Origin of the sequence: Pseudomonas sp. R3-57 (genome assembly GCF_051132065.1) — a bacterium.
Taxonomy (GTDB): Bacteria; Pseudomonadota; Gammaproteobacteria; order Pseudomonadales; family Pseudomonadaceae; genus Aquipseudomonas.
Genome location: NZ_CP071655.1, coordinates 2,321,308 through 2,334,299, shown reverse-complemented (window position 1 = coordinate 2,334,299; position 12,992 = coordinate 2,321,308). Strand labels below are relative to the sequence as shown.

Below are 12,992 nucleotides of genomic sequence, written 5' to 3'. Positions count from 1 at the left end.
AGGTGGCTTACACTTAATCCACCAGCTTATTCCGAGGGTTGATTCATGACCGAGTTGGCGCGTCTGAAGTTCTATGCCACTCAGCCCCACTCTTGCAGTTATCTGCCCGAGGAGCAGGCCACGACCCTGTTTCTCGATCCGAGCCAGCCCATGGATGTGCATGTCTACGCAGACCTGTCGGAAATGGGCTTTCGTCGCAGCGGCGATCATCTGTACCGCCCCCATTGCCAGAATTGCAATGCGTGCGTGCCTGCGCGCATCCCGGTCGCGCAGTTCCTGCCGAACCGCCAGCAAAAACGCATTTTCAAACGCAACGCCGATTTGCAGGTACGTCCGGGCAAGCCGCAATTCAGCGAAGAATATTTCGACCTGTACCAGCGCTACATCGAACAACGCCACGCCGACGGCGACATGTACCCGCCGAGCCGTGATCAGTTCTCGACCTTTCTGGTTCGCGATCTGCCCTTCTCGCGCTTTTACGAATTCCGACTCGACGGACGGTTGCTGGCGGTAGCGGTGACCGATTTGCTGCCTAACGGCCTCTCGGCGGTCTACACCTTTTACGAACCGGCCGAAGAACGCCGAAGCCTGGGACGTTTCGCGATCCTCTGGCAAATCGCCGAGAGCCAGCGCCTGGGGCTTGAGGCGGTCTACCTCGGCTACTGGATCAAGAACTGCAAAAAGATGAACTACAAGACCCAATATCGCCCCATCGAACTGCTGATCAATCAGCGCTGGGTCATCCTCAACTAAAGCAAAAGCTCAAACCCCTTGGCGTAAACCCCATTTTTCGGGCACAATGCACGCCGCTTTTGCCTGGCGCAGTTGCACCGGGCCATTCACTGGATACCGAGGGCTTTACTGCATGTCGAAAGAAGACAGCTTCGAAATGGAAGGCACTGTCGTCGACACCCTGCCCAACACCATGTTTCGTGTGGAGTTGGAAAATGGGCACGTCGTAACCGCGCATATTTCCGGCAAGATGCGCAAGAACTACATTCGTATTCTTACCGGTGACAAAGTGCGCGTCGAACTGACGCCCTATGACTTGAGCAAAGGGCGCATCACCTACCGCGCTCGCTAATCAAGTCAATACAAAACGCCCGGCTTTTAGCCGGGCGTTTTTGTGTCTGGGGTTTGGGTTTGGGTGAGCACCCGCTTGCTGCGGGTGCTTGGAAATGCCTGAAGATCAAAAGCAAAGTTCACAAGCCCCTCACCCTAGCCCTCTCCCGGAGGGAGAGGGAACTGACCGAGGAGGATGCGAAAGGTACGGCGACTTGAAATACCGAGTCGTACTCAGACTTTGAAAAGCCTACAAATCGGCTCCCTCTCCTCGGGGAGAGGGCTGGGGTGAGGGGCAGCCACACCACACATCCAAAGCCAACCCCCCGCTTCTAACCACTCAACAATGAGCGCCAGCTCGAGTGCTTTTGATCCTGCGTCACCGGCGACGTCGGAAGGCTGAGCGGAGGGATTGATCCGGGCGTGGGAGCGCAGCGACCGTCTGGCGCAGCCAGACACAGCGGAAGTAGGTGCAGCGAAGCAAACCGTAGCCGCTGCGCCCGGATCGATCCCGGAGCGAAGGAACCCGAGCCTGCGAGGGCCGTACGCAGGAGCAAGCGTTTTGGGTTACCTTTTTGGCGTTTGAAAAAGGTGACCCGCTGTAAGAGCGGAACCCTAATCAGCCGTTACCGCAGCAATGGATATACCCCCAACCCAGAGACAAAAGAAAGGCGCCCGAAGGCGCCTTGGCTTCACAACAAAACGATCAGGCCATCTCCGCCGTAGTTTCGAAGTCAAACGTCAACTCACCATCCTTGATGTCGATGTGCACCACACCGCCATGCTCGGCCAGCTCGCCAAACAGAATCTCCTCCGCCAGCGGACGCTTGATCTTGTCCTGGATCAGACGCGCCATAGGACGTGCACCCATTGCCGAGTCATAACCACCCGCCGCCAGCCAACTGCGCGCCGCGTCAGTCACCTCAAGCAACACACGCTTGTCTTCCAGCTGCGCCTGAAGCTCGGTAAGGAACTTGTCCACCACGCTCTTGATGACTTCATGACTGAGGCGACCAAACTGGATAATGGTGTCCAGACGGTTGCGGAATTCCGGCGTAAAGCTCTTCTTGATCACTTCCATCGCATCGGACGAGTGGTCCTGATGGGTGAAACCGATCGAAGCGCGAGCAGCCGTTTCAGCACCGGCGTTGGTGGTCATGATCACGATCACATTGCGGAAGTCCGCCTTGCGCCCGTTGTTGTCGGTCAGCGTACCGTGGTCCATCACCTGCAGCAGCAGGTTGAAGACTTCCGGATGCGCCTTCTCGATTTCATCGAGCAGCAATACGCAATGCGGCTGCTTGGTGATCGCTTCGGTCAACAGACCGCCCTGATCGAAGCCGACATACCCTGGAGGCGCACCGATCAGACGCGAGACGGTGTGACGCTCCATGTACTCGGACATGTCGAAGCGCACCAACTCGATCCCCAGCGCCTTGGCCAATTGCCGCGCGGCCTCGGTTTTACCCACACCGGTCGGCCCTGCAAACAGGAACGAACCGACTGGCTTGTCCGGCGACTTGAGCCCGGCACGAGACAGCTTGATTGCCGTCGACAGCGAATCGATCGCCGCGTCCTGACCAAACACCGTCAGCTTCAGGTCACGCTCCAGGTTACGCAGCAATTCCTTGTCGGAACTGGTGACGTGCTTCGGCGGAATCCGCGCAATCTTCGCCACGATGTCTTCGACCTGCGGCACTTCGATACGCTTGACGCGCATCTCCACCGGTTGCAGACGCTGATAGGCGCCCGCCTCGTCGATGACATCGATGGCCTTGTCCGGCATGTGCCGGTCGTTGATGTAGCGCGAAGCCAGTTCGGCAGCGGCGCGCAACGACTCATCGCTGTACTCGATGTTGTGGTGCTGCTCGAAACGGCCTTTGAGACCACGCAGGATGCCGATGGTGTCTTCCACCGACGGCTCGACCACATCGACCTTCTGGAAGCGACGCGCCAGGGCACGATCCTTCTCGAAGATGCCGCGGAACTCCTGGAACGTCGTCGAACCGATGCAGCGAATGTCGCCAGACGACAGCAGCGGCTTGAGCAGGTTCGAGGCATCCATGACGCCACCTGACGCCGCACCGGCACCAATAATGGTGTGGATCTCATCGATGAACAGAATCGCCTGCGGACGCTTTTTCAGCTCATTGAGCAGCGCCTTGAAGCGCTTCTCGAAATCACCGCGGTACTTGGTGCCTGCCAGCAGAGCGCCAAGATCCAAGGAGTAGACGACGCTGTTGGCCAGCAGGTCCGGCACCTGATTGTCGACAATGCGCTTGGCCAGGCCTTCGGCAATCGCGGTTTTACCCACGCCTGCTTCGCCGACCAGCAGCGGATTGTTCTTGCGCCGCCGCGCGAGAATCTGCGCGACACGCTCGACTTCGGATTCGCGGCCGACCAGCGGATCGATACGACCCTGGCGCGCGAGCTCGTTGAGATTGCTGGCATAAGCATCCAGAGGATTGCCTGAAGAAGAAGACTCACCGCCCTCGTCGTCCTGCATATCTTGTTCACCCTCAGAGTGATCGCCATGCCCCGGCACTTTGGAAATGCCGTGGGCGATGTAGTTGACGACATCGATGCGCGCTACGCTCTGCTGTTTCAGCAGGAATACGGCCTGACTCTCTTGCTCACTGAAGATGGCAACCAGCACGTTGGCGCCAGTCACTTCGCGTTTGCCGGAGCTCTGTACGTGGAAAACAGCACGCTGCAGGACACGCTGGAAGCCCAGGGTTGGCTGGGTTTCGCGATCTTCGTCATGGACGGGGATCAATGGCGTGGTGGAGTCGATGAACTCCTGCAGGTCATGCTTGAGTTTGTCGAGGTTCGCGCCGCAGGCACGCAAAACGGTGGCGGCAGCCTCATTGTCCAATAGGGCCAACAGGAGATGTTCGACGGTCATGAACTCATGACGCTTCGAACGAGCCTCCTTGAAGGCTAGATTGAGGGTGACTTCGAGCTCGCGGTTTAACATAGCTTCACCTCATACCCAAGTGGTCGGCGATTAACCGTCCTTCTCGATTTCACAGAGTAGCGGATGCTGGCTTTCCCTGGCGTACTGGTTGACCTGCATGGCCTTTGTCTCGGCGATGTCGCGGGTAAACACTCCACATACTGCTCGTCCTTCTGTATGGACGGCCAGCATGACCTTGGTCGCCAGCTCGCGATTCAGGTTAAAAAACACCTCGAGCACTTCGACGACGAAATCCATCGGTGTGTAGTCATCGTTGAACAAAACCACCTTGTACATCGGCGGTGCCTGTAATGCAGGCTTTGCTTCCTGAACAGCAACGCCTGCCGAATCGTCGTCGTGCTCCTGTGGAAGATCCTTTTGGAGAAGCGGGCGATCCTGATTGAATGTTAGTCGAATCTGGCTGATTGCATGCATGGAAAGAAAGGTTCGTCAGTTGTGCAAATACAGTGGTGGGGGCGGTTGCCTGCGTTTTCAACTCCGACGGCCCGGTCACCTTGACTATCGGGAAAACGGTGTTACAACCAATAGAGCCCACAGTGGGTAAAAAAGATCCGCGGAGTCAATTCTTTTATCGAATTCGATGGCGGATGAACGGGATGATACTCCAGCGATGGAGACTGTTGCAGAGGGATTTGAGCATGGCTGTCGGCAAGGTGAAATGGTTCAACAATGCCAAGGGGTACGGCTTCATCATTGAGGATGGCAAGTCAGAAGATCTGTTTGCGCATTACTCGGCGATCAAGATGGATGGATACAAGACCCTCAAGGCCGGGCAATCCGTGAAGTTCGATATCATCCAAGGGCCAAAGGGCCTGCATGCAGTCGAAATTCACAACGTCGTCGTTGCTGCGCCCGATCTGTCTGTCGGCGGTGCGGTCGGCGCTGCTGCTGCCGCGACGGCCAAAGCGTTCAGCTGACTGATTCCCGCCTGAACCTCAGCCATTAAAAAACCGCCTGAAAATTCAGGCGGTTTTTGTGTATCCGCGTTTTACATATGCGAAATCAACGCATCCCCAAACCCCGAAGACGAAACCAGCGTGGCCCCATCCATCAAGCGCTCAAAGTCATACGTGACAGTTTTCGCCCCGATCGCACCATTGGTGCCCTTGATGATCAGATCTGCCGCTTCAGTCCAGCCCATGTGTCGCAGCATCATCTCGGCCGAGAGAATCAGCGAACCCGGGTTGACCTGATCCTTGCCGGCATATTTCGGCGCGGTACCGTGGGTCGCTTCGAACATCGCCACGGTGTCGGACAGGTTGGCGCCCGGTGCAATACCGATACCGCCCACTTCTGCCGCCAGGGCGTCGGACAGGTAGTCGCCGTTGAGGTTAAGGGTCGCGATCACATCGTATTCGGCCGGACGCAGCAGGATCTGTTGAAGCATGGCGTCGGCAATGGCGTCTTTGACCACCACGTTCTTGCCGGTTTTCGGGTTCTTGAACTGCATCCACGGACCGCCGTCGAGCAGGGTCGCACCGAATTCTTCTGCCGCCACTTCGTAGGCCCATTCCTTGAAGGCACCTTCAGTGAACTTCATGATGTTGCCTTTGTGCACGATGGTCAGCGAGTCGCGATCGTTATCGACCACATATTGCAAGGCCTTGCGCGCCAGACGCTTGGTGCCTTCGCGAGAAACCGGCTTGACGCCGATGCCGCAGTTTTCATCGAAACGGATCTTGGTGACGCCCATTTCTTCTTTCAGGAATTTGATCACCTTGGTGGCTTCCGGCGAACCGGCCTTCCACTCGATGCCCGCGTAGATGTCTTCGGAGTTCTCACGGAAGATGGTCATGTCGACGTCGCCGGGCTTTTTCACCGGGCTTGGCACGCCTTCGAACCAGCGCACCGGGCGCAGGCAGACATAGAGGTCGAGTTGCTGGCGCAGGGCCACGTTCAGCGAGCGGATGCCGCCACCGACCGGGGTGGTCAGCGGGCCTTTGATGGAGACCACGTAATCCTTGACCGCGTCGAGGGTTTCCTGCGGCAGCCAGGTATCCTGATCGTAAACCTGGGTGGCTTTTTCCCCGGCGTAGACTTCCATCCAGGAAATCTTGCGCTTACCGCCGTAGGCCTTTTCAACAGCAGCATCGACAACTTTGATCATCACCGGACTGATGTCGACACCAATGCCGTCACCTTCGATGAAGGGGATGACCGGGTTATCAGGAACATTGAGAGAATGGTCTGCATTGACGGTGATTTTGTCGCCGACGGCTGGAACCTGAATCTTCTTGTAACCCATGCTGAACTCCATTGTTTGGATTGAACACCTGGCTTGCTTCGAGCGTAACCCAGTTGAATCAACACGCAAACCCTATGTTCCGCCGCCGCGCACATCTGGTTTCGTACAACCCTGAAAGCAAAGGGAAAAGCGCCAAACTCCAGCATTCGTAACGAGTCTTTGCCCGGCACCGCCCTGCGACCTTTAGACCAATGGACGAGAATCGTTGCATATGAACCATCGGCAGATTGCCAGCTACCTATGTATAATGCCGCCCGCTGACCACAGGGTCACGACGGCTGGCCTCTCTAGCACGAGACTTTCCGCCTGATTGGTCGGGTTGTTACCGCAGCCTGACTGCTTGACGCTCTACTGATGCACCCAACATCACCGCGAAGAATCTCGACATTCGGTTCATGGATGACTTTGAACGAACGCGCTTACCCGGCGCCCCTCGAGTTTCTGCGCACGCTTTAGCAAAGAAGAGAGAGTTAATCCGAATATGCCCACCCGCTCGAAGATCATCTATACCTTCACCGACGAAGCTCCTGCCCTCGCCACCTATTCCCTGCTGCCGATCATCGAGGCTTACACTGCCTCGGCCGATATCGCCGTGGAAACCCGCGATATCTCTCTTGCAGCGCGCATTCTGGCAAGCTTCCCCGAGCAACTGGGCGACAAAGCCGTAGCCGACCACCTCGCCGAACTGGGCGAACTGGCCGTTACGCCTGAAGCCAACATCATCAAGCTGCCGAACATCAGCGCTTCGGTGCCGCAACTGCAAGCCGCGATCAAAGAGCTGCAGGCGCAGGGCTACAACCTGCCGGACTACCCGGAAACCGTGACCAGCGACGCCGACAAAGACGCCAAGGCGCGTTACGACAAGGTCAAGGGCAGCGCCGTGAACCCGGTTCTGCGTGAAGGCAACTCCGACCGTCGCGCTCCGCTGTCGGTTAAGAACTACGCACGCAAGCACCCGCACAAAATGGGCGCCTGGGCCAAAGACTCCAAGTCCCACGTTGCGCACATGAGCACCGGCGATTTCTACGGCAGCGAAAAAGCTGCCCTGATCGACGCCGCTGACGCCGTGAAGATCGAACTGATCGCCAAGGACGGTACTGCCACCGTTCTGAAAGAGAAAACCACCGTTCAGGCTGGCGAGATCCTCGACTGCGCCGTGATGAGCAAAAACGCCCTGCGCACGTTCATCGCTGCTGAAATCGAAAGCGCCAAGGCCCAGGGCGTGCTGCTCTCGGTGCACCTGAAAGCGACCATGATGAAGGTCTCCGACCCGATCATGTTCGGCCAGATCGTTGCCGAGTACTACAAAGACGCGCTGACCAAGCACGCTGACGTGCTGGCCGAGATCGGCTTCAACCTGAACAACGGCATCGGCGACCTGTACGCGCGCATCAAAGCGCTGCCGGCCGAGCAGCAAGCGCAAATCGAAGCCGACATGGCTGCGGTCTACGCTGTACGTCCGGCGCTGGCGATGGTCAACTCCGACAAGGGCATCACTAACCTGCACGTGCCGAGCGACGTTATCGTCGACGCCTCGATGCCAGCGATGATCCGTGACTCCGGCAAGATGTGGGGCACCGACGGTCAGCTGCACGACACCAAGGCAGTGATCCCGGATCGTTGCTACGCCACCATCTACCAGGCCGTGATCGAAGACTGCAAAGCCAATGGCGCGTTCGATCCGACCACCATGGGCAGCGTGCCGAACGTCGGTCTGATGGCGAAGAAAGCCGAAGAGTACGGCTCGCACGACAAGACCTTCCAGATCAAGGCTGACGGCGTTGTTCGCGTCACCGACAGCAAAGGCACCGTGCTGATGGAGCAGGCCGTTGAAGCCGGCGACATCTTCCGCATGTGCCAGACCAAAGACGCGCCGATCCAGGACTGGGTCAAACTGGCCGTCAACCGCGCTCGCGCCAGCAGCACCCCGGCGATCTTCTGGCTCGACCCGATGCGCGCTCACGACGGCGTGGTGATCGAGAAAGTTCAGGCTTACCTGAAGGATCACGACACCGCCGGTCTGGACATCCAGATCATGGCGCCGGTCGACGCCATGAAGTACACCCTGCAGCGTACCCGCGAAGGCAAGGACACCATTTCGGTAACCGGCAACGTACTGCGCGACTACCTGACCGACCTGTTCCCGATCATGGAACTGGGCACCAGCGCCAAGATGCTGTCGATCGTGCCGCTGATGAACGGCGGTGGTCTGTTCGAAACCGGCGCTGGCGGTTCGGCACCGAAGCACGTGCAGCAACTGGTTGAAGAAAACTTCCTGCGCTGGGATTCGCTGGGTGAGTTCCTCGCCCTCGCCGCTTCCCTCGAGCACTTGGGTGTGAACTACAACAACCCGAAAGCACTGGTGCTGTCGAAGACTCTGGACCAGGCCACCGGCCAGTTCCTCGACAACAACAAGTCGCCATCGCGCAAGGTCGGCAACATCGACAACCGCGGCAGCCACTTCTATCTGGCGATGTACTGGGCTCAGGCCCTCGCTGCCCAGACCGAAGACGCTGCACTGCACGCGCAGTTCGCGACTCTGGCCAAAACCCTTACCGAGAACGAGGCGACCATCGTTGCCGAGCTCAACGCCGTTCAGGGCAAGCCAGTCGACATCGGCGGTTACTACCACGCCGACGCCGAGCTGATCAGCCAGGCCATGCGCCCGAGCGCAACCTTCAACGCGGCGATTGCTGCGCTGGTTTAAGGTTGTAGTGCGGTAAACAAACCCCGGCCCCGTGCCGGGGTTTGTGTTTCCAGACTTTGTGATCAGCACAAAACTTTGTGGGAGCTGGCTTGCCAGCGATAGCGGTGGATCAGTCACCTTCAATGCTGAATGATAGGCCGCTATCGCTGGCAAGCCAGCTCCCACAGGGATTGGGGTTTAACCAATAGATTGAGGAAGATTCATGGAATGGCTGCCCCACATCACCGTCGCCACCATCATCGAAGACAACGGTCGCTTCCTGATGGTCGAAGAGCACAAGGCCGGGCGCAATGTGCTCAATCAGCCCGCCGGGCATCTCGATCCGAATGAAACCCTGATCGAAGCCGCCGTGCGCGAAACCCTCGAAGAGACCGGCTGGGACGTCGAACCCACCGGCGTCATCGGCATTTATCTGTACACCGCGCCGAGCAACGGCGTGACTTACCAGCGTGTGTGCTTCAGCGCCAAAGCCGTCAAACACCACCCGGACTATCAGCTTGACGATGGCATCCTCGGCGCCAAGTGGCTGAGCCGCGAAGAATTATTGGCTCAACGGGACAACTGGCGCAGCGAGCTGATCATGCGCTGCATCGACGATTATCTGGCCGGTCATCACTTCAGCCTCGAACTGATCCGCCCTTCCCTTTAGCCTTGCGGCCGCGAGCCTGCTAGAATCGCGCCCTTTTCCAAGACACTCATTGAATCCCTATGCGTGATCCAGCCCCTTCTGACACATCCAAGAAGCGCGTCATTGTCGGCATGTCCGGCGGCGTGGACTCTTCCGTTTCCGCTCTCCTGCTGATCGAGCAGGGGTATGAAGTGGAAGGCCTGTTCATGAAGAACTGGGAAGAAGACGACGGAACGGAATACTGCACCGCCATGGACGACCTGGCGGATGCTCAGGCTGTCTGCGACAAGATCGGCATCAAATTGCACACCGCCAACTTCGCTGCCGAGTACTGGGACAACGTGTTCGAGCACTTCCTGGCCGAATACAAGGCCGGACGCACGCCGAACCCGGACATCCTGTGTAACCGCGAAATCAAGTTCAAGGCGTTCCTCGACTACGCGATGATGCTTGGCGCCGACCTGATCGCCACCGGCCACTACGTGCGCCGCCGTGACATCGATGGCCGCACCGAACTACTCAAGGGCCTCGATCCAAACAAGGATCAGAGCTACTTCCTGCACGCCGTTGGCGGCGAACAGATCGCCAAGACCCTGTTCCCGGTCGGCGAACTGGAAAAGCCGGAAGTGCGCGCGATTGCCGAGAAATACGAGCTGGCGACCGCGAAGAAGAAGGATTCCACCGGGATCTGCTTCATCGGTGAACGGCGCTTCAGCGACTTCCTCAAGCAATACCTGCCGGCGCAACCGGGCGAGATCAAAACCACCGAAGGCGAAGTCATCGGCCGCCACCACGGCTTGATGTACCACACCATCGGCCAGCGCCAGGGCCTTGGCATCGGCGGTTTGAAAGACGCCGGCGATGAACCGTGGTACGTGCTGCGCAAGGATCTGGACGTCAACGAACTGATCGTCGGTCAGGGCAACAACCATCCGTGGCTGTTCTCCGGCGCCCTGCTCGCTTCGGAGATCTATTGGGTCAATCCGATCGACCTGAGCCAGCCGCTGCGCCTGACCGCCAAAGTGCGTTATCGCCAGAGCGATCAGGCCTGCACCCTGGAGAAAACCGCCAGCGGCTATCGCGCCGTGTTCGACGAGCCGCAACGCGCGGTGACCCCGGGCCAATCGGTGGTGTTCTATGACCGTGAAATCTGCCTCGGCGGCGGCGTGATTGAAGTCGCCGAGCCATGGAGCGGCCAGGCATGAGCCCGACTCAGGAGCAACTGACGGCGCTGGGCGGTGTGTTTCTGGCCGCCGTGCTGGTCGACCGCATCGCCAAGACCGGCCAGACCAACGAAGCCGGCCTGAGCTGCATGCTCGGCAGCCTGCTGGTGCGCGACCCGAAAGACACGCTGGACGTGTACGGCGGCGATGACATCAATCTGCGCGAAGGTTATCGGGCGCTGATCGGCGCACTGGAACGTGACCCCAGCACTTTGCAGCGCGAGCCGTTGCGTTATGCGCTGTCGATGCTCGGTCTGGAACGTCAACTGGCCAAGCGCGACGACATGCTCGACACCATCAGCAAGCGTTTGCCGCAGATCCAGTCGCAGGTCGAGCACTTCGGTCCGGCCCACGAAAACGTGGTGGCTGCGTGCGGCGCGCTGTATCAGGACACCCTGAGCACCTTGCGCCAGCGCATTCAGGTGCACGGCGACATGCGCAATCTGCAGCAACCGAGCAATGCCTCGAAGATTCGCGCCTTGCTGCTGGCCGGGATCCGTTCGGCGCGCTTGTGGCGCCAGCTCGGCGGGCATCGCTGGCAGTTGGTGATCAGCCGCCGCAAGTTGCTCAAAGAGCTGTATCCGCTGATGCGCAGCGAGTAAACGCCGCGCGATACCAGTTTTGTAGTCTGTAACGCGTAATACGCCGGTCAGTTGGCGACGGACCGGCGGATTTTTTCATGTATGATACGCGCCCCATTTCGTTGCCCGACTGTCCGAGAACACCCCATGCAGCTCTCTTCGCTCACTGCGGTTTCCCCTGTTGACGGCCGCTACGCCGGCAAAACCCAGGCCCTGCGCCCGATTTTCAGCGAGTACGGCCTGATCCGTGCCCGCGTTCTGGTTGAAGTGCGCTGGCTCCAGCGCCTGGCCGCCCACGCCGGTATTCCTGAAGTACCGGCCTTCTCCGCCGAGGCCAACGCCGTTCTCAATGAACTGGCGGAAAACTTCGCGTTGGAGCACGCCGAGCGCGTCAAAGAGATCGAGCGCACCACCAACCACGACGTCAAGGCGATCGAATACCTGCTCAAGGAGCAGGCGGCCAAGCTGCCGGAGCTGGCCAAGGTCAGCGAGTTCATCCACTTTGCCTGCACCAGCGAAGACATCAACAACCTGTCCCACGCGCTGATGCTGCGCGAAGGCCGTGACGACGTGATGCTGCCGCTGATGCGCCAGACCGCCAACGCCATCCGCGAACTGGCCATCCGTTTCGCTGACGTGCCGATGCTGTCGCGCACCCACGGTCAACCGGCCTCGCCGACCACTCTGGGCAAAGAGCTGGCGAACGTGGTTTACCGTCTCGAGCGGCAGATCGCGCAGGTCGCTGCCGTGCCGCTGCTGGGCAAGATCAACGGCGCTGTCGGCAACTACAACGCGCACCTGTCGGCCTACCCGCAGATCGACTGGGAAGCCAACGCCCGCGCCTTCATCGAAGACGAGCTGGGCCTGGGCTTCAACCCGTACACCACACAGATCGAACCGCACGACTACATCGCCGAGCTGTTCGACGCGATCGCACGCTTCAACACCATCCTGATCGACTTCGACCGCGACATCTGGGGCTACATCTCCCTGGGTTATTTCAAGCAGCGCACCATCGCTGGCGAAATCGGTTCGTCGACCATGCCGCACAAGGTCAACCCGATCGACTTCGAAAACTCCGAAGGCAACCTGGGTATCGCCAACGCACTGTTCCAGCACCTGGCGAGCAAACTGCCGATCTCCCGCTGGCAGCGCGACCTGACCGACTCCACCGTACTGCGCAACCTCGGTGTCGGCTTTGCCCACAGCGTGATCGCTTACGAAGCCAGCCTCAAGGGCATCAGCAAGCTCGAACTCAACGAGCAGAAGATTGCTGCTGACCTCGACGCGTGCTGGGAAGTGCTGGCCGAGCCGATCCAGACCGTGATGCGCCGCTACAACATCGAAAACCCGTACGAAAAGCTGAAAGAACTGACCCGCGGCAAGGGCATCAGCCCTGAAGCGCTGCAGACTTTCATCGATGGCCTGGACATGCCAGCCGAAGCGAAAGCCGAGCTCAAGCAACTGACCCCGGCCAACTACATCGGCAACGCTGTGGCACAAGCCAAACGCATCTGATCGACCGTTTGCCCCGTTCAAGACGCCCGGCCGCGCCGGGCGTTTTTATTC

Annotated in this window: 11 protein-coding genes; 8 read left to right on the top strand and 3 right to left on the bottom strand. The window is 59.0% G+C overall.

Features of this window, described 5'->3' with window-relative positions; all coding sequences use genetic code 11:
- Positions 1 to 45: 45 nt before the first annotated feature.
- Together J3P93_RS10655 and infA are read left to right on the top strand one after the other, a co-directional pair.
- Positions 46 to 753 carry an arginyltransferase gene (locus tag J3P93_RS10655; RefSeq protein ID WP_434597203.1) on the top strand — a complete coding sequence of 236 codons (708 nt, stop codon included), beginning with the start codon at positions 46 to 48 and terminating at the stop codon, positions 751 to 753.
- Positions 754 to 865: 112 nt separating this feature from the next.
- Positions 866 to 1,084: a translation initiation factor IF-1 gene (gene infA / locus J3P93_RS10650; protein ID WP_002553999.1), complete on the top strand. Its 219-nt coding sequence runs from the start codon at positions 866 to 868 to the stop codon at positions 1,082 to 1,084.
- Between the two features lie 684 nt (positions 1,085 to 1,768).
- Here infA and clpA read toward each other — a convergent pair.
- Together clpA and clpS are read right to left on the bottom strand one after the other, a co-directional pair.
- Positions 1,769 to 4,039, bottom strand: a complete 2,271-nt coding sequence (gene clpA / locus J3P93_RS10645; RefSeq protein ID WP_007964841.1) for an ATP-dependent Clp protease ATP-binding subunit ClpA — start codon at positions 4,037 to 4,039, stop codon at positions 1,769 to 1,771.
- A 30-nt stretch (positions 4,040 to 4,069) separates the two neighbouring features.
- A complete protein-coding gene (gene clpS, locus J3P93_RS10640) occupies positions 4,070 to 4,453 on the bottom strand; it encodes an ATP-dependent Clp protease adapter ClpS (RefSeq protein WP_011334948.1) in 384 nt (127 codons plus the stop codon).
- A 224-nt stretch (positions 4,454 to 4,677) separates the two neighbouring features.
- Between clpS and cspD the strand changes: the two genes are divergently transcribed.
- Entirely contained in the window at positions 4,678 to 4,956 is a 279-nt protein-coding gene (cspD, locus tag J3P93_RS10635; RefSeq protein WP_434597200.1) for a cold shock domain-containing protein CspD, read from the top strand.
- A gap of 71 nt (positions 4,957 to 5,027) precedes the next feature.
- On the opposite strand, the gene icd is transcribed toward cspD, so the two are convergent.
- On the bottom strand, positions 5,028 to 6,284 hold the full coding sequence (gene icd, locus J3P93_RS10630) for an NADP-dependent isocitrate dehydrogenase (RefSeq protein WP_208940634.1): 1,257 nt from the start codon (positions 6,282 to 6,284) through the stop codon (positions 5,028 to 5,030).
- Positions 6,285 to 6,765: 481 nt separating this feature from the next.
- Between icd and J3P93_RS10625 the strand changes: the two genes are divergently transcribed.
- The 5 genes from J3P93_RS10625 (at position 6,766) to purB (ending at position 12,941) form a co-directional block, all read left to right on the top strand.
- Complete coding sequence (locus J3P93_RS10625) at positions 6,766 to 8,991, top strand: NADP-dependent isocitrate dehydrogenase (protein WP_434597198.1); 2,226 nt, start codon at positions 6,766 to 6,768, stop codon at positions 8,989 to 8,991.
- A gap of 202 nt (positions 8,992 to 9,193) precedes the next feature.
- Entirely contained in the window at positions 9,194 to 9,640 is a 447-nt protein-coding gene (locus J3P93_RS10620; RefSeq protein WP_434597196.1) for an NUDIX hydrolase, read from the top strand.
- A 59-nt stretch (positions 9,641 to 9,699) separates the two neighbouring features.
- On the top strand, positions 9,700 to 10,824 hold the full coding sequence (gene mnmA / locus J3P93_RS10615; RefSeq protein WP_434597194.1) for a tRNA 2-thiouridine(34) synthase MnmA: 1,125 nt from the start codon (positions 9,700 to 9,702) through the stop codon (positions 10,822 to 10,824).
- Complete coding sequence (hflD, locus tag J3P93_RS10610) at positions 10,821 to 11,444, top strand: high frequency lysogenization protein HflD (RefSeq protein WP_090284360.1); 624 nt, start codon at positions 10,821 to 10,823, stop codon at positions 11,442 to 11,444. The genes mnmA and hflD overlap by 4 nt, the downstream gene beginning before the upstream one ends.
- Before the next feature lie 126 nt (positions 11,445 to 11,570).
- Positions 11,571 to 12,941, top strand: coding sequence for an adenylosuccinate lyase (gene purB, locus J3P93_RS10605; RefSeq protein WP_434597190.1), 1,371 nt, complete (start codon positions 11,571 to 11,573; stop codon positions 12,939 to 12,941).
- Positions 12,942 to 12,992: the final 51 nt, after the last annotated feature.